Source organism: Serratia sp. CY74737, from assembly GCF_052166775.1.
Classification (GTDB): Bacteria; Pseudomonadota; Gammaproteobacteria; order Enterobacterales; family Enterobacteriaceae; genus Serratia; species Serratia ureilytica.
Genome location: NZ_JBJNOF010000001.1, coordinates 93561 through 109666, shown reverse-complemented (window position 1 = coordinate 109666; position 16106 = coordinate 93561). Strand labels below are relative to the sequence as shown.

At 60.9% G+C, this 16106-nt stretch carries 16 protein-coding genes; 2 read left to right on the top strand and 14 right to left on the bottom strand.

Going from position 1 to position 16106, the window contains the following annotated elements; all coding sequences use genetic code 11:
* Window positions 1-1086: a chorismate synthase gene (gene aroC, locus ACJ8PE_RS00565; protein WP_033643909.1), complete on the bottom strand. Its 1086-nt coding sequence runs from the start codon at window positions 1084-1086 to the stop codon at window positions 1-3.
* A 65-nt stretch (window positions 1087-1151) separates the two neighbouring features.
* The gene (prmB, locus tag ACJ8PE_RS00560) at window positions 1152-2084 is read right to left on the bottom strand and encodes a 50S ribosomal protein L3 N(5)-glutamine methyltransferase (RefSeq protein WP_025160157.1); all 933 of its coding nucleotides are present in this window, start codon (window positions 2082-2084) and stop codon (window positions 1152-1154) included.
* Between the two features lie 170 nt (window positions 2085-2254).
* On the opposite strand from prmB, the gene smrB reads away from it, so the two are divergent.
* Window positions 2255-2785 carry an endonuclease SmrB gene (gene smrB, locus ACJ8PE_RS00555; protein WP_197760971.1) on the top strand — a complete coding sequence of 177 codons (531 nt, stop codon included), beginning with the start codon at window positions 2255-2257 and terminating at the stop codon, window positions 2783-2785.
* A gap of 69 nt (window positions 2786-2854) precedes the next feature.
* Here the strand turns inward: smrB and sixA are convergent, their stop codons facing one another.
* The 4 genes from sixA to ACJ8PE_RS00535 all read right to left on the bottom strand — a co-directional run bounded on the left by sixA (window position 2855) and on the right by ACJ8PE_RS00535 (window position 7696).
* Window positions 2855-3337, bottom strand: a complete 483-nt coding sequence (gene sixA / locus ACJ8PE_RS00550) for a phosphohistidine phosphatase SixA (RefSeq protein WP_004936230.1) — start codon at window positions 3335-3337, stop codon at window positions 2855-2857.
* Window positions 3338-3726: 389 nt separating this feature from the next.
* On the bottom strand, window positions 3727-5892 hold the full coding sequence (gene fadJ / locus ACJ8PE_RS00545; protein WP_047025283.1) for a fatty acid oxidation complex subunit alpha FadJ: 2166 nt from the start codon (window positions 5890-5892) through the stop codon (window positions 3727-3729).
* The gene (gene fadI, locus ACJ8PE_RS00540; RefSeq protein ID WP_046896287.1) at window positions 5892-7202 is read right to left on the bottom strand and encodes an acetyl-CoA C-acyltransferase FadI; all 1311 of its coding nucleotides are present in this window, start codon (window positions 7200-7202) and stop codon (window positions 5892-5894) included. Before fadI ends, fadJ begins: the two co-directional genes overlap by 1 nt.
* Window positions 7203-7399: 197 nt before the next feature.
* On the bottom strand, window positions 7400-7696 hold the full coding sequence (locus tag ACJ8PE_RS00535) for a YfcZ/YiiS family protein (protein ID WP_072145088.1): 297 nt from the start codon (window positions 7694-7696) through the stop codon (window positions 7400-7402).
* 405 nt (window positions 7697-8101) lie between these two features.
* Here ACJ8PE_RS00535 and fadL point away from each other — a divergent pair, with 405 nt between their 5' ends.
* The gene (gene fadL / locus ACJ8PE_RS00530) at window positions 8102-9442 is read left to right on the top strand and encodes a long-chain fatty acid transporter FadL (protein ID WP_042785124.1); all 1341 of its coding nucleotides are present in this window, start codon (window positions 8102-8104) and stop codon (window positions 9440-9442) included.
* Between the two features lie 117 nt (window positions 9443-9559).
* Here fadL and mlaA read toward each other — a convergent pair whose 3' ends face one another.
* From mlaA to ACJ8PE_RS00490, 8 genes are read right to left on the bottom strand one after another with little or no spacing between them, the layout of a single operon-like run.
* Entirely contained in the window at window positions 9560-10318 is a 759-nt protein-coding gene (gene mlaA / locus ACJ8PE_RS00525) for a phospholipid-binding lipoprotein MlaA (RefSeq protein ID WP_033643913.1), read from the bottom strand.
* A gap of 28 nt (window positions 10319-10346) precedes the next feature.
* A complete protein-coding gene (gene ccmI / locus ACJ8PE_RS00520) occupies window positions 10347-11561 on the bottom strand; it encodes a c-type cytochrome biogenesis protein CcmI (RefSeq protein WP_197792578.1) in 1215 nt (404 codons plus the stop codon).
* A complete protein-coding gene (locus ACJ8PE_RS00515) occupies window positions 11561-12028 on the bottom strand; it encodes a cytochrome c-type biogenesis protein (protein ID WP_033632470.1) in 468 nt (155 codons plus the stop codon). Before ACJ8PE_RS00515 ends, ccmI begins: the two co-directional genes overlap by 1 nt.
* On the bottom strand, window positions 12025-12576 hold the full coding sequence (locus tag ACJ8PE_RS00510; RefSeq protein WP_148875229.1) for a DsbE family thiol:disulfide interchange protein: 552 nt from the start codon (window positions 12574-12576) through the stop codon (window positions 12025-12027). Before ACJ8PE_RS00510 ends, ACJ8PE_RS00515 begins: the two co-directional genes overlap by 4 nt.
* Window positions 12573-14543 carry a heme lyase CcmF/NrfE family subunit gene (locus ACJ8PE_RS00505; protein WP_039564915.1) on the bottom strand — a complete coding sequence of 657 codons (1971 nt, stop codon included), beginning with the start codon at window positions 14541-14543 and terminating at the stop codon, window positions 12573-12575. Before ACJ8PE_RS00505 ends, ACJ8PE_RS00510 begins: the two co-directional genes overlap by 4 nt.
* Window positions 14540-15034, bottom strand: coding sequence for a cytochrome c maturation protein CcmE (ccmE, locus tag ACJ8PE_RS00500; protein ID WP_004936264.1), 495 nt, complete (start codon window positions 15032-15034; stop codon window positions 14540-14542). The genes ACJ8PE_RS00505 and ccmE overlap by 4 nt, the downstream gene beginning before the upstream one ends.
* On the bottom strand, window positions 15031-15267 hold the full coding sequence (gene ccmD / locus ACJ8PE_RS00495) for a heme exporter protein CcmD (RefSeq protein ID WP_033651976.1): 237 nt from the start codon (window positions 15265-15267) through the stop codon (window positions 15031-15033). The genes ccmE and ccmD overlap by 4 nt, the downstream gene beginning before the upstream one ends.
* Complete coding sequence (locus ACJ8PE_RS00490; protein WP_004936270.1) at window positions 15264-16001, bottom strand: heme ABC transporter permease; 738 nt, start codon at window positions 15999-16001, stop codon at window positions 15264-15266. The genes ccmD and ACJ8PE_RS00490 overlap by 4 nt, the downstream gene beginning before the upstream one ends.
* Window positions 16002-16106: the final 105 nt, after the last annotated feature.

The following is a 16106-nucleotide window of genomic DNA, read 5'->3' as shown; positions in this document are numbered from 1 at the left end:
TTACCAGCGAGGCACGTCGGAAACCACATCACCGTTTTGCGCACGCTGGCGCAGCAGGTGATCCATCAACACGATCGCCATCATCGCTTCGGCGATCGGTACGGCGCGGATGCCCACGCACGGATCGTGGCGACCGCGGGTCACCATTTCCACCGCTTCCCCGTGGCGATTGATGGTGCGGCCCGGCACCATGATGCTGGAGGTTGGCTTCAGCGCCAGATGCGCGATCACCGGTTGGCCGCTGCTGATGCCGCCGAGAATGCCGCCGGCATGGTTGCTTTGGAAGCCTTCCGGGGTGATTTCATCGCGGTTTTCGCTGCCGCGTTTGGTCACCACGGCGAATCCGTCGCCGATCTCCACGCCTTTCACCGCGTTGATGCTCATCAGCGCGTGCGCCAGATCGGCATCGAGGCGGTCAAACACCGGCTCGCCCAGGCCAACCGGCACGTTTTCCGCAATCACGCTGACCTTGGCGCCGATGGAGTCACCCTCTTTTTTCAGCGCGCGCATCAGTTCGTCCAGCGCTTCCAGCTTGTCCGGATCCGGGCAGAAGAACGGGTTCTGTTCGACCTGATCCCAGTCTTTCAGCTCGCAGGTCACGTCGCCGATCTGCGCCAGATAGCCACGCACCTGCACGCCGAACTTCTGCTGCAGGTATTTCTTGGCGATAGCGCCCGCCGCGACGCGCATGGCGGTTTCACGCGCCGAAGAGCGGCCGCCGCCGCGATAGTCGCGCAGACCGTATTTCTGTTCGTAGGTGTAGTCGGCATGCCCGGGACGGAACACGTCTTTGATGGCGCTGTAGTCTTGCGAGCGCTGATCGGTGTTTTCAATGATCAGACCGATGCTGGTGCCGGTGGTCACGCCTTCGAATACGCCGGAGAGAATGCGCACCTGATCCGGTTCGCGACGCTGGGTGGTGTAACGCGAGGTGCCCGGACGACGGCGGTCCAGATCGTGTTGCAAATCGGCTTCGGTGAGCGGGATGCCGGGCGGCACGCCGTCGACGATACAACCCAGCGCCACCCCGTGAGATTCACCGAAGGTGGTGACGCGGAAAATCTGCCCAATACTGTTTCCTGCCATCACGGCTCCTTACCGTTAGTCTTTTATCGTTATGAGGCCCGCCATGCGGGCCTTGGAAATGCGGCTTAGCTGCGATAGAGGCTGAAGTGATCCTTGCAATCCACCAGCTGCTGTTTGGTCAGCATGAACACGCCGTCGCCGCCGTTTTCGAATTCCAGCCAGGTGAACGGGATGTCCGGATATTGTTCCATCAGATGTACCATGCTGTTGCCCACTTCACAAATCAGCACGCCGTCGTCGGTCAGGTAGTCCGGCGCGCAGGCCAGGATGCGGCGCACCAGCTTCAGGCCGTCGCTGCCCGCCGCCAGCCCCAGTTCCGGCTCAAAGCGGAACTCCTGCGGCAGATCCGACATGTCTTCCGCATCGACGTACGGCGGGTTGGTGACGATCAGATCGTACTGGATCGCGGGAACGTCGCGGAACAGATCGGAACGGATCGGGATCACCTGGTGCTCGACGCCGTGCGCCTGAATATTGCGCTCGGTCACCGCCAGCACTTCGCTGGAGATGTCCACCGCGTCCACTTCCGCTTCCGGGAAAGCGTAGCCGCAGGCGATGGCGATGCAGCCGCTGCCGGTGCACATGTCGAGGATATGGCGCGGCGGGTGCGGGATCAGCGCGCTGAAACGATCGTTGATCAGCTCGCCGATCGGTGAACGCGGCACCAGCACGCGCTCGTCGACGTAAAATTCCATGCCGCAGAACCAGGCCTTGTTGGTCAGATAGGCGACCGGGATGCGTTCGTTGACGCGGCGGATCACGCGCTCAACGATGCGATGGCGCTCGCTGGAAGTCAGACGAGCGGTATGCATGTCCTCCGGAATGTCCAACGGCAGAAACAGGCTTGGCAGCACCAATTGCACCGCTTCGTCCCACGGATTGTCGGTTCCGTGACCATAATAGATATTGGCGGCGTTGAAACGGCTTACCGTCCAGCGCAGCATATCTTGAATGGTGTGCAGTTCGTTCACTGCTTCGTCGACGAAAATTTTGTCCAATTTGCCCTCCGGCAGGCGCTGTGTTTCATGATTTAGCCGCATAGTTTGCCATGAAGCCCGCGACAAATCACGCGCGCCCCTCGCGCTTTTCACTCTGGCCCGAGTTTTGCGTCGACAGCGCTCATTCACAAGGTAAACTAGCGAAATAAACGATTTCCGGTGAATGAAGCATGAAGAACAAGCCCCCTCTGAGCAAAGACGAACAACAGCTCTTCAGAGAGTCGGTGGCGGGCGCAAAAAAGCTGCGCCAGGACACCATCGTCCACCGCCCGCCGAAGCTCAAGATCAAACAGGTTGCGCCGCAGCGGCTGCTGCAGGAGCAGGTCGATGCCAGCTATTATTTTTCAGATGAATATCAGCCGCAGCTGGAAGAGGAAGGCCCGACGCGCTACGTGCGCCCCGGCAGCAGCCCGTATGAGCTGAAGAAGCTGCGACGTGGCGATTATTCGCCGGAGCTGTTTCTTGATTTGCACGGCCTGACTCAGCTGCAGGCCAAGCAGGAATTGGGGGCGCTGATCGCCGCCTGCAAACGCGAGCATGTACACTGCGCCTGCGTGATGCACGGGCACGGCAAACACATTCTCAAACAGCAAACGCCGCTGTGGCTGGCGCAGCATCCCGACGTGCTGGCGTTCCATCAGGCGCCGAAGGAATGGGGCGGCAACGCCGCCGTCCTGCTGTTGGTGGAGCTGGCAGAATAGCCTCCCGCAGAAACGACTCAGGGCGATGTCAGACATCGCCCTGAGTTTATTCCGCACCGCATCCGCGGCTCACACTTTGGCCATTACCTGTGACGGGCTGACCTGCCATTCAAATTTGCCGTAGCTGCCGTCCGCCGGCAGATCGACGTTGGCGATCGCCGAGGTCGCGAACATCGGCGGGCACTCGCCCGGACACAGCTCCGCCACCAGATACCCTACCAGCGGCAGGTGCGACACGATCAGCACCGAGCTCACCCCTTGCATCGCCAGCGCCTGAAGATAGCTGCCGACTTGTTCGGCGTTCCCGCCCGGCGTCAGTTCGGGCAGCACTTCTTCGCCCTCCGGCAGCGTCAAGGCTTCACGCACCGTCGCCAGCGTCTGTTCGGCCCGCAGATAGGGGCTGACCAGCACGCGTTCAATATCCACAGACTTGGTGTTCAACCAGGCCGCCATCTGACGGGACTCGTCGCGGCCGCACAGGGTAAGGGGCCTTACCGCATCGCTGGCTGCCTCGAGCGCCGCCTCTCCGTGACGCATAATCAAAACTTGCATATTGCACCGCTGTTGTTGACAAAGTAACGCTATACAGAAACGCCGTGCGTGCTGTACCGCCGAGTTTTACAACCCCAAAGCCAAAGCTTTAAAACGATAACGCGCCGTCTCTTTATGGCGGCCGGGCATTTTGCCTGAAAGTTTGCGTAAAGAAAATGCTGTTTTTTACAGCAATCCTCCCCAGGCAAACCTCGATTGCTCATAGAACAATCAATTCAACGGGTTAAATTTTAACCTTCCCGCCATGAAAATTATTGATGGCGCTCAAGCTAACTTACCGCTGCCGCAACCTTGCTGTACAGCCTCACGGGCTGACGCTGTCGCAAGGAGTGATGGCGATCACAACGCGGCCCTGTTGCAACTATAGTGCAAATCGGGCCGCCCTGCGTTCAACTCCCCAGCGGGTAAAAACGTTCGCCCTGCTGCGCCATGCGCTGCAGGCGTTCGCACGGCGCGAAGTGCTCGCCGTGCTGCTGACGCAGGTAGTCCAGCGTCTTCACCACTTTCTCGGCGCCGAGTTCATCCATATAGCGGAACGGGCCGCCAAGGAACGGCGGAAAACCGATGCCGAACACCGCACCGATGTCACCGTCGCGCGCGCTGCGGATCACGCCTTCATCCAGACAGCGCGCCGCTTCGTTCAGCATCATCATCACGCAGCGCTGGGCAATGGTCGCCGGCAGCATGTGCGCCTTCGGCGTGACGCCGAGCAACGTATACAATGAGGTGTCCGCGCGCTTACGCCGCTGACGCTGCTGCCCCTCGCTCGGGTAAAGATAGAAGCCGCGGCCGTTCTTGCGCCCTTTGCGCCCGTCCTTCAGCACCGCATCGAACGCGGCAGGCGCGGCGAAGCGCGGCCCCAGCGCCTCAACCAGCACCGGAATAATCTTGGTGCCGACGTCGATGCCCACTTCGTCCAACAGGGTGATGGGGCCGACCGGGAAGCCGAAGTCCACCAGCGCTTTGTCCAGCGATTCAATGGGCTCGCCTTCCAGCAGGCAGCGCGCCGCTTCGTTGATGTACGGCGCCAGGATGCGGTTGACATAAAAACCGGCGCTGTCGCCCACCACGATGGCGGTCTTGCCCTGCTTGTGCGCCAGCGCCACGGTGGTGGCGATGGTTTGTTCGCTGGTGCCGGCGTGCGGTATCACTTCCACCAGCGGCATTTTGTCCACCGGGCTGAAGTAGTGCAGACCGATCACCTGCTGCGGCCGCTGGGCCTGTTCGGCGATTTGACCGATAGGCAGCGAGGAAGTATTGGAGGCGAACACGGTATGCGGTGCACAGTTCGCTTCGACCTCGGCCACCATCTTCTGCTTCAGCGCCAGATCCTCAAACACCGCCTCGACCACGATATCCACCTGCTCGAAGCCGGTGTAATCGGTAGAGCCGGAGATCAACATCATCTGTTTTTGCCGTTCCGCCGGGCGCATGCGCTTGCTGCGCACCCGCTTGCCGAGCACGTCCCAACTGTATTTCAGCGCATGATTGATGCCGGTTTCATTGATGTCTTTGATGCGAACCGGCAAACCGCCGCGCGTGGCGGTGACGCAGGCGATGCCGCCACCCATCAGGCCGCCGCCGAGAATGCCGACGCGATGCAAGGCGCGCGGCTGAGCATCGCCGCCCCGCTCTTTTTTCAGCGCGGTGGAAGCGAAGAACAGGCTGCGCAACGCCGCCGATTGCGGCGTCATCGCCAGCTCGCCAAAGGCGCGCGCTTCGGCTTCATAGCCGCTGGCGCTGCCGTGATCCAGCCCGGTGCGCACCACCTGAATGATGCGCTCCGCCGCCGGGTAGTTGCCGTGCGTTTTCGCCAACGTTTTCTTGCGCACGATGCTGAACAGCAGATTTCTGCCCAGCGGGCCGTTGAGCAGACGATCCTGCCACGGCAGCTCGCGCTGATGCTTCCAGCCCTGTTTCACCCGCTCGATGGCGGTCTGCAGCAAAATCGATTGCGGCACGGCGTCGTCCACCAGCCCCATGCGCAGCGCCTGGCGGGCGCGAATGTGCTTGCCGGTCAGGATCATGTCCAGCGCCTTGGCGGCGCCTATCAGGCGCGGCAGGCGCTGAGTGCCACCGGAGCCCGGCAGCAGGCCCAGCTGCACTTCCGGCAGACCGAGCGCGGTTTTGTCATCCAGTGAACAGACGCGGCCGTGGCAGGCCAGCGCCAATTCCAGCCCGCCGCCAAGGCAGGCGCCGTGGATGGCCGCCACCACTGGTACCGGGAAGGCGGCGATCTGCGCCAGCGTGCTCTGCCCTTTCTTGGCCAGCGTTTCCGCCTCTTTGGCGCTGGTGCAGGCGGCGATCATGGTGATATCGGCGCCGGCGATAAACGAGTCCGGCTTGCCGGAAACGATCACCAGCCCTTCCAGCGCAGTATGCTGCTGCGCGCGGATCAGCACGTCGTTAACCTGTTCGACGAACTCGGCCTTGAGCGTATTGACCTTGTCGCCCGGCACGTCGATGGTGATCACCCCGATGTTGTCGGGGCGGATCGTCAGTTGAAAGGCCGACGGTTTGGCGCGCTGCTCGTGCAATGCGTTTTCGACGCTCATCATTCCACCTCCACGATCATCGCGGCCCCTAACCCGCCGGCGGCGCAGGCGGTGGTCAGGCCCAGCCCGCCGCCACGGCGTTTCAGCTCACGCAGCGTCTGGGTAATCATGCGCGCGCCGGTGGCGGCGAACGGGTGACCATAGGCGATAGAACCGCCCAATACGTTGAATTTGTCCATGTCCACTTCGCCGATTGCCTGGCTGCGGCCAAGCTTCTCGCGGGCGAACGCTTCGCTGGCGAACATCTTCAGGTTGGCCAGCGTTTGCGCGGCGAAGGCTTCATGCATGTCGATGAGCGTCAGATCGGCCAGGCCGATGCCGGCGCGATCCAGCGCCAGCGGCGTGGCGTAGGAGGGCCCCAGCAGCATGTCTTCCCACACGTCGATGGCGGCGAAGGCGAAACTGCGCAGATAGCCGAGCGGCTGCAGCCCCAACTCTTTGGCGCGCGATTCGCTCATCATCAGTACCGCCGCCGCACCGTCGGTCAACGGCGTGCTGTTGGCCGCAGTGACGCTGCCGTGTTTGCGATCGAACGCCGGTTTCAGCTTGGCGTAGGAAGCCAGGCTGGAGTCTTTGCGGATATTGTTGTCTTCAGAAAGCTGAGCGCGGTAAGGCGGCACGTAGGCGGTCATGACCTCGTCGCGCAGCCACCCCTCCCGCCAGGCCTTGGCCGCCAGCTCGTGGGAACGATGCGCCAGCGCATCTTGCGCTTCACGGGTGATGCCGTGGCTTTTCGCCATCTGTTCGGCGGTATCGCCCATGCGCAGGCCGGTGGAATACTCCGCCACCGCCGGCGGCACCGGCATCAGATCGCGGAATTTCAGCCGGCTGAACAATTTGAGGCGCTGCGACAGCGTGCGCGCCTTGTTGACGTCCACCAACGTGCGCGCCAGCGCCTTGCTGACGCCGATCGGCAAGACGGAGGAAGAGTCCGCCCCGCCGGCGATGCCGACGCTGATGCTGCCGGCCATGATGCTCTCCGCCACGTTGGCGATCGCCTGGAAACTGGTGGCGCAGGCGCGCGACACGCTGTAGGCGTCGGTATGGACGCTCATGCCGGTGCCAAGCACGATCTCACGCGCGATGTTCGGCGCCTCGGGCATTTGCACCACCTGGCCGAACACCAGCTGTTCGATCAGTTGCGGCTCGATACCGCTGCGCGCCAACAGCTCGCTCACCGCCGTTTTCCCTAAATCCACCGCCGGAATGCCGTGATAGGCAGTCGCCTGTTTGGCAAAGGGGGTACGCAGTCCATTCACAATCGCAATGCGGTCACCATGACGGGTCACCAACGGCAGTGCCTTACTCATAAATGCTCCTGAAGAAAATAACGTCAGCGCAATGGGCAGAAAGAGGTCTGACCTGATGAGGTCATTGTTAACCAAACGGTTACATTTGGCAAACCGGCAGAGATCAAAACTGCGAGCAGGCGCACTTTCTATCGGGAACGAGGCGGGGAAGGAAATCCCCGGCGCGCAGCAGGGCGGCGCCGGGGGTAAAGCGGGGATTAACGCAGGCCGAGCTGGAAGATCAGGGTTTCCGCCTGGCAGGCGAAGGTAAAATCGGCTTCCAATTGTACGCCGCCGTCAACCGGTTTAATGCTACTGCTGATGTCACAGGGATCGGATTCGACCGCGCGCGCCTTTTCGCTCAGGGCCGCCAGCATCGCCTCCGCATCTTGTTGATTGCTGAACACCTGGCTGTAGGATGCGGTGCAATCGGTGTTATCCATCACGGTGCCGACATCCACGCAGCAACACGCGGCGGTTTCCTGGGCGCTGCATTTATTAATTGCATCTGACATGGTTGGTTCTCCTCAAGGGCCTCTGTTATCAGCCCAAATTGCCGTTTTATTCACCGGCGCAAAGCCACAAAATTCTGTGGGTATTTTACGCTCCCAAGCCGGCAATCACTAGCACTTACTTTTACTGGGTGTTTTAAGTGATGGAAATCACAAATAAAAATGAGCGCCTGCTAAGAAATGGTAAGAATTTTGTTATTTACCACTGTCTTTTTGTTAAGCAGATCTCTTTTTTGATATCAGAGTGGAAATATTTCAAAAACAAACTTGCAACATTTTCACAGGTCAGACCTATACTTCAGCCACTGGTCTGATTTGTCTGAACGATAACGGACCCTACAATCCCGCGCTCCTTGTTACTTCGTGTAACAATAGTTTAAATAATAAACACATAATGAGGTTTTGGTCATGAGCCAGAAAAACCTATTGACTAAATCAGCTCTCGCAGCTGCAGTGGCAATTATTTCTTCAAACGTGTCTGCCGCAGGATTCCAGCTGAATGAGTTCTCATCAGCTGGTTTAGGACGTTCGTATTCTGGCGAAGGCGCCATGGCGGATACGGCGGCCTCCGCAAGCCGCAACCCGGCGTTGCTGATGATGTATACCCGCCCGGAACTCTCTTTCGGCGCAGTCTTCATCGATCCGGACGTAGATATTTCCGGTACCTCGCCTTCCCGCGCCAGTCTGGATGCGAAAAACATCGCGCCGACCGCCTGGGTGCCGAACCTGCATTATGTTCACCCGATTAACGATCAATTCGCCGTAGGCGGCTCGGTCACCAGCAACTTCGGTTTGGCGACCGAATTCAATAACGGTTACACCGCAGGCGCTTACGGCGGTAAAACCGATCTGGAAACCCTGAACCTGAACCTGAGCGGCGCCTATCGTCTGGACCAACACTTCAGCTTTGGCCTGGGCTTTGACGCCGTCTACGCCAAGGCTAAACTCGAGCGTTACGCCGGTGAATTGCCTAAGCTATTGGCCGCTCAAGGCTTACAAACCGGTAGATTAACGCAGCAGCAAGCCGGAATGATCGCTCAAATCCCTGGCGATACCCAGATTTCTCACCTGAAAGGCGATAAATGGGGCTTCGGCTGGAACGCCGGTATTCTCTACGAAGTGGATGAAAACAACCGTTACGGCTTCACCTATCGCTCTGAAGTGAAAATCAAGTTCGACGGCGATTACAAGAGCAGCCTGCCGGCACAGTACAACCCAATTACCCAGGCGCTGGGCGTTGGTTTACCGTGGGGCACCAGCGGCAGCACCATTCCAGGTTCTCTGGATCTGAACCTGCCGGAAATGTGGGAGCTGTCCGGTTACAACAAAGTGGCGCCGCAGTGGGCCGTTCACTACAGCCTGGCTTATACCAGCTGGAGCCAGTTCCAGGAGCTGAGAGCCACCGGCAACAACGGCCAGACGCTGTTCGAGAAGCATGAAGGCTTCCGCGATGCCTACCGTATCGCATTGGGCACCACCTACTTCTACGACGACAACTGGACCTTCCGTACCGGTATCGCCTTCGATGACAGCCCGGTGCCTGCCCAAAACCGTTCGATTTCCATTCCCGATCAGGATCGTTTCTGGCTGAGTGCCGGTACTACCTATGCGTTCAACAAAGACGCCTCGGTTGACGTCGGCGTGTCCTACATGCACGGCCAGAAAGTCACCATCAATGAAGGTCCTTACACCTTCAACTCGGTGGGTAAAGCCTGGCTGTACGGCGCCAACTTCAACTACCGCTTCTAATCTCGTTTGAGATGGATGCCAAAGCGCCCCGCGGGGCGCTTTTTCTTTGCCTGTCGCTCGCAGCGGGCGTAAAAAAACCCGCCAGACGGCGGGTTTTCATGGGCATAAGGCCGGCGGTTACTGCGAGTCGATCTCGTCCAGATCGCCCTGAATCGCCTTGGCGTTCGGGTTCTCTTCCGGCTTGAGCGAACCGCCGTTGGCGATGAAGTCGTGGCGCTGGAAGTAAGCTTCGCGCACCATGACATAAGGATCGGAGGAGTTGCGCAGCAGGCCGTCGGAATCCAGCAGTTGAGCGCGAGTTTCGATACCCTCGACCACCCATTTGCCCGCCGACATCCAGAAAGTCAGGTAGCTCAGCATCGGATACAGCGTATCCGCAAAGTCGCCGCCGTCTTCACGCAGGGTAAAGCTGCCGTAGCCCGGCAGCATCACGTACGGACCGTAGCCCACATCGTAATGCCCCAACGTGCTGCCGAAACGGTTCGGCTCTTCGCGCGCCAGTTTCGGGTTGGCCATGCCGGCCACGTCGATCAGGCCGCCCATCCCGAGCAGGGTGTTCAGGAAGAAACGGTTGAAGTGGATCATCCCGCGGTAAGGATCCCCCTTCAGGAAGGCGTTGACCATGCTGGCCGGCTCTTCCAGGTTGGAGGTGAAGTTGCTGATGCCGTTACGCGCCGGCATCGGCACGTAGTCACGCCAGGCCACCGCGACCGGACGCAGGATATAAGGATCCAGGACGTTGTAGTTGAAGTCGAACATCGTCCGGTTAAATCCTTCCAGAGGATCGGAACGCCCTTGCGGCTCATTGTCTGGCGCGCTGGCACAGCCCACCAGTAATGCCGCTGCGAATGCCACCCCAGTCAGGCGAAAGTTCATATTTTTCTCCATAAAAACACGTTCGGTCTTATTTTTCAGGGACCTGCTTGTTTATCTGAACGCTAACCTGCTCTTTGCCGCTGAATGTCTGCAGCGAGCTTTCGCCGAACCAGTCCCCCGGCTGCGGCGTGGCCAATCCGTCCTGTGAGAGGCGCACACGCACCTGCACCTGATGCTGTGCCGAGAGTAGACGCTCGGGCATCATGGCGTTGCTGTCGTCCAGAGAGAAAGACAGCGGAAAACGGCTCAGCGGCAATTGTTTTACCGCGACCGGCACCGGGCTGACGCCGTCGGTCACCGAGATAACCAGCGTCCCCTGCAGCGGCATGGCTTTCGCCACCTGCGGTGACAGCGAAACAGTCACATTCAGTTTAACAGTTTCTCCGCCGGCCTGGGCTTTTGCTTGTGCAATACTGCGCTTTATCACTTCCGCGCGCGGATCGTTAGCCGGCAGCAGCTGCAGCATCACTTGCCAGGCGCCGATCGCCTGTTTGAAATCGCCCTGTTCGAAAGCGTTGAACGCCAACAGGCTGAGCACCCGCGGATCGCTGTGATTTTCCGCGATCATGCGCCGCAACAGCTGCGTCGCCTGCTTGTTATCCTCCGGATCGTTGGATCGCGTCAAGACCTCGGCATAGCCGAGCCGCACTTCCAGACTATTCGGATTCAATTGATAGGCATGAGCAAACGCCTGCGTGGCGGTGGTGGCGTTGTTCAACGCCATGCCGACGCGCCCCAGCATCATCCAGTCATTGATATTGCGATCGTCCTGCTGCAACTCGGTGCGCAGCCCCAGCCCGAGGCGAGCGATCTCTTCCATGCTCAGCGGTTTGGCGCGCTCATTGGCGACGCGCTCACGCAATTCCGGCATTTGCGCCTGCACCAGACGCCAATCCAGCACCTGCGCCAACCCGCCGGTTTTCAGATAAAAGCCAACGGTCACCGCCAGCAATAACAGCACGCCCGGCACTAACGCCCAACGGTTGATCGGTTTCGCCTGCTCTGCCTGTTCGACGGGGATGTCGTTCAACAGGTTCTGTTGCAGCTCTTTAACCAGCTCCGGGCGCTCGGCCACCACGCCCTGCTGCTCGTCCTGCTCCAGTTCGCTGAGGCGATCCTGATAGAACGCCTTGTTCAGCGCATCGCGCGTAGCGGCGCTCTGCTTGCCGTGGCGCATCGCCGGCACCACCAGCGTTGCTGCGGCGCCGGCCAGCAACACGCAAATAATCAGCCAAAAAGCCATTAGGGTTTCTTCCTGTCAGTCTCTTGCAACAACGCCGCCAGGCGCTGCCGTTCCCGTTCGGAGAATTCATCGTCCACCGCCGCGTCGGGCCGGCGACGGGTGCGCAGGATCACCACCGCCCCGCCTATCAGCACGAACAGCAGCGGGCCGATCCACAAGATCAGCGTCGCCGGCGTTACCGGCGGTTCGTAGGTGACGAAATTGCCATAACGCGCCACCATGTAGTCGATGATCTGCTGCTTGCTTTGCCCCTGCATCATCAGCTCGTACACCTTGGTGCGCATGTCTGCGGCGATAATGGCGTTGGAATCGGCAATGCTGTTGTTCTGGCATTTCGGGCAGCGCAGCTGTTCGGTCAACTCGCGATACTGTTGCTCCTGCTCGACGGAGTTGAAGCGATAGGTATCGATCGCCGCAGCGGCACTCCAGCTCAGCAGTGCGGCGCACAGCAGGACAATCAGCCTCATGCCTCACCCCCGTACTTTCTATACAGCGGCAGCACTTCCTGCTGCCAAACGCGCTCGTTCATGTCGCCGGCGTGGCGATAGCGAATAATCCCCTGTCCGTCGATAAGGAAGGTCTCAGGCGCGCCGTACACCCCGAGATCCAACCCCAGCATGCCGTCGCCGTCGTACAGGCTGAGGGCATAGGGATTGCCGAGGGAATTCAGCCAGGTCACCGCCTTGGCGCGATCGTCTTTATAGTTCAGGCCGACCACCCGCACGCCGCGCGCCGCCAGCGTATTGAGATACTGGTGTTCCGCGCGGCAGGTCGGGCACCAGGTGGCCCAGACGTTAAGCAATATCGGCTTGCCGTCGCGCAGCACCGCCTGATCGTAGGTTTTGCCGGGCTGATCCAGCGATTCCAGCCTGAAGGTCGGCACCGGTTTGCCGATCAGCGCCGATTCCAGCATGGTCGGATCTTCGCCGCCGGCGTTGCGCGTCAGTTGCACCATCAGCGCCGCCACCAGCAGCAGGAAGAGGACCAACGGGATAAACAGCAGCTTACGATTCATGGTTGCGCCTCCAGCTTGCCTTCGCGCTTGAGTTTTTTGCTCATGCGGTAACGCGGGTCGAGGATGCACAGCAGGCCGCCGATCGCCATAAAGACGCCGCCGAACCAAATCCAGCGCACGAAGGGTTTGTAATACAGGCGTACCGCCCAGGAGCCGTCCTCCAGCTCCTCGCCCAGCGCCGCGTACAGATCGCGGCTGAAACCGCCATCGATCGCCGCTTCGGTCATCATGCTGCGCGCCACGCTGTAGTAGCGTTTCTCCGCGTGCAGCGTCGCCTCCGGCTTGCCGTTGCGCGTGACGTCGATGATGCCGACGCCGCCGCTGTAGTTCGGGCCGCGAATGTCGTGCACGTCGCGGAACACGAAGTGATAGTTGTGAATATCCACGCTGTCGCCGGCCTTCATCCGCACGTCGCGCTCCACGCTGTAGTTCTGGCTGAAGGCGATGCCGATCACCGTCACCGCCACGCCGAGGTGGCCGAGCACCATACCCCAGTGGCTGCGGGACAGCTGGCGCAGGCCGCGCCAGAAACCGTGACGGTGGGTAGCGCGCTCATGCAGCTCCATCAGCGTCAGGATGATCACCCACAGCGCCATGATCAGGCCCACCACCGTCATGCCGGCGATGCTGTCCTGCAGCAGCCACGGCAGCAGGATTGACAGCACCAGCGTCGCCAACAGCGCCACGCCGAGGCGGCGCCACAGCTTGCTCGGCTCATCGCGGCGCCAGCGCACCAAAGGCCCGATGCCCAACAGCAGCGCCAACGGCGCCATCAGCCAGGTGAACATGGTGTTGAAGAACGGCTCGCCGATCGAGATGCTGCCCAGCCCCAGCTGTTTGTGCACCAACGGCAGCAGCGTGCCCAACAGCACCACCAGCATGGCGGCGATCAGCAGCACGTTGTTGCCCAGCAGGAAGGTCTCGCGCGAGAAGGTCTCGTGCTGCACCCGGCTGCGCACCTGGCCGCCCTTGACCGCGTACAGCAGCAGCGAACCGCCGATCACGATCACCAGGTAGGCGAGGATAAACATGCCGCGCGCCGGGTCGGAGGCGAAGGAGTGCACCGAGACCAGCACGCCGGAGCGCACCAGGAAGGTGCCCAGCAGGCACAGCGAGAAAGCGGTGATCGCCAGCAACACCGTCCAGGCTTTGAACGTGCCGCGTTTCTCGGTCACCGCCAGCGAATGCATCAGCGCGGTGCCGGCCAGCCACGGCATAAAGGAAGCGTTCTCCACCGGATCCCAGAACCACCAGCCGCCCCAGCCCAGCTCATAGTAGGCCCAGGCCGATCCGAGCACGATGCCCAGCGTGAGGAACACCCAGGCGGCGGTGGTCCACGGGCGCGACCAGCGCGCCCAGGCGGTGTCGAGCCGGCCGGCCATCAGCGAGGCGATGGCGAACGCGAAGGCGACCGAAAAGCCGACATAGCCCATGTACAGCAGCGGCGGGTGGAAGATCAGGCCGATATCCTGCAGCAGCGGGTTGAGATCGCTGCCGTCGATCGGGAAGTTAGGCAGCGTGCGGGTGAACGGGTTGGAGGTCATGATGATGAACAGCAGGAAGCCGGCGGTGATCATGCCCATCACCGACAACACCCGCGCCACCGCGTCCTGCGGCATCGCCCGGCTGCACAACGCCACCGCCAGCGACCAACAGCTCAGCAGCAACACCCACAGCAGCAGCGAACCTTCGTGCGCCCCCCAGGTGGCGGCGATGCGGTAATACACCGGCAGTTGGGTATTGGAGTTGGTGGCCACGTAGGCGACGGTAAAGTCATTGACCACGAAGGCATGCACCAGGCACAGAAACGCCAGCGCAATCGCGGCGAACATGCCGTAGGTCAGCGGGCGGGCCACCGCCATCATGCGGCTGTCCTGCCGCGCCGCGCCCCACTGCGGGTAAATGCTCAGCAGCAGCGCGATCGCCAGCGCCAGGCACAGCAGAAAACTGCCCAGTTCCGGCATCATGACTTGGCGCCCTCCGCCTGCGGCGCGTTATACGCTTCCGCCGGCCCTTTGTGATTCTCTTTCATCGCGTCGGCCACTTCCGGCGGGGTGTATTTCTCGTCGTGCTTGGCCAGCACTTCGCGCGCGTTGACCACGTTGCCCTCGCCCAGCACGCCCTGCGCCACCACGCCCTGCCCTTCGCGGAACAGGTCCGGCAGAATGCCGGTGTAGGTCACGCCGATCGCGCCGCGCGCGTCGTAAATCTTGAAGCTGACCTGCAGCGTATTGGGATCGCGTTTCACCGAGCCGGGCATCACCATGCCGCCGATGCGCAGCCGCTGGCCGACCTCGGGCTTCTCATGGTTTTCGCCCTTACCCTGCAGGATTTCACCCGGGGTGTAGAACAGATCGATGTTGGAGCGCAGCGCGTACAGCATCAGGGTTGCGGTCAGCGCGATGCCGATCAGCACAACGATCGCCAGATAAAGGCGGCTTTTACGACGTGGATTCACAATGATTTCTCCCGCGGTGCGGCGGATTTTTGTTTTGATTGTTGCGCATGGCGAATGCGCCGCTCGCGCGCCTGACGGCGGCCGATCTCGGCGAGCAATAGCCGCCGCTGCCAGACGGTGTGCGCCACCAGCCCCAACAGCGAAATCAGCGTGACGGCGACCGCCAGCCAGACATAGAAGGCATAACCGCCCATGGCGAAAAACGCCGGCCAGGAATCGAACGCGGCATTCATGACTGACGCTCCTTATTCACCAGCCCGGCAACCCACGGGCGCTGGCGCTCCTGGAACAGGATCAGATTGCGCAGGCGCATCAGCGTCAGCGTGACGAACAACAGCAGGTAGCCGAGGATCGCCCAGCGCAGCGGGGTGCGCATGCTTGGCGCGATGGATTGCTGCATGTTGGTCGAGCCCTGATGCAGCGTATTCCACCATTCGACGGAGAAATGGATGATCGGAATGTTCACCACGCCCACCAGCACCAGAATGCCGGCGGCCCGGCCCGCCAGGCGACGGTCTTCAAAAGCGTTATACAGCGCGATGACACCCATATAGAGGAACAGCAGCACCAGCTCGGAGGTCAGCCGCGCGTCCCATACCCACCAGGTGCCCCACATCGGCTTACCCCAGGCGGAACCGGTCACCAGCGCGATAAAGGTGAACACCGCGCCGATCGGCGCCATCGCCGCCACCACGGTATCGGACATTTTCATCTGCCACACCAGGCCGATAAACGCCGCCACCGCCATCGAGGCGTAGATGCCCATCGACCACATGGCCGCCGGCACATGAATATAAATGATGCGGAAGCTGTCGCCCTGCTGATAATCCTTCGGCGCGAAGCCAAAGCCCCATGCCCAGCCGAGCAGCAGGCAGGCCGCCGCCGCCAGCCCCAGCCAGGGGATAAAGCGGCCGCAGACGTGATACAGCCGTTCGGGCCGCGCCAGTTGATGTAACCATTTCCACATTGTCGTCAGTGCTCACGGTAATTTTTATGCGTCGGCCGCTCCGAGCGTTCGAAACGGCGAAAATCTTCTGCGGGGTACGCTCTTGTCGGCCTTGCCCCGTCTGTT

Bases quoted from the DNA above. Each gene is read 5' to 3' on its own strand.
- aroC (WP_033643909.1), bottom strand. From the start codon at position 1,086: ATGGCAGGAAACAGTATTGGGCAGATTTTCCGCGTCACCACCTTCGGT.
- smrB (WP_197760971.1), top strand. From the start codon at position 2,255: ATGAAGAACAAGCCCCCTCTGAGCAAAGACGAACAACAGCTCTTCAGA.
- sixA (WP_004936230.1), bottom strand. From the start codon at position 3,337: ATGCAAGTTTTGATTATGCGTCACGGAGAGGCGGCGCTCGAGGCAGCC.
- fadJ (WP_047025283.1), bottom strand. From the start codon at position 5,892: ATGAGCGTCGAAAACGCATTGCACGAGCAGCGCGCCAAACCGTCGGCC.
- fadI (WP_046896287.1), bottom strand. From the start codon at position 7,202: ATGAGTAAGGCACTGCCGTTGGTGACCCGTCATGGTGACCGCATTGCG.
- ACJ8PE_RS00535 (WP_072145088.1), bottom strand. From the start codon at position 7,696: ATGTCAGATGCAATTAATAAATGCAGCGCCCAGGAAACCGCCGCGTGT.
- fadL (WP_042785124.1), top strand. From the start codon at position 8,102: ATGAGCCAGAAAAACCTATTGACTAAATCAGCTCTCGCAGCTGCAGTG.
- mlaA (WP_033643913.1), bottom strand. From the start codon at position 10,318: ATGAACTTTCGCCTGACTGGGGTGGCATTCGCAGCGGCATTACTGGTG.
- ccmI (WP_197792578.1), bottom strand. From the start codon at position 11,561: ATGGCTTTTTGGCTGATTATTTGCGTGTTGCTGGCCGGCGCCGCAGCA.
- ACJ8PE_RS00515 (WP_033632470.1), bottom strand. From the start codon at position 12,028: ATGAGGCTGATTGTCCTGCTGTGCGCCGCACTGCTGAGCTGGAGTGCC.
- ACJ8PE_RS00510 (WP_148875229.1), bottom strand. From the start codon at position 12,576: ATGAATCGTAAGCTGCTGTTTATCCCGTTGGTCCTCTTCCTGCTGCTG.
- ACJ8PE_RS00505 (WP_039564915.1), bottom strand. From the start codon at position 14,543: ATGATGCCGGAACTGGGCAGTTTTCTGCTGTGCCTGGCGCTGGCGATC.
- ccmD (WP_033651976.1), bottom strand. From the start codon at position 15,267: ATGAATGCCGCGTTCGATTCCTGGCCGGCGTTTTTCGCCATGGGCGGT.
- ACJ8PE_RS00490 (WP_004936270.1), bottom strand. From the start codon at position 16,001: ATGTGGAAATGGTTACATCAACTGGCGCGGCCCGAACGGCTGTATCAC.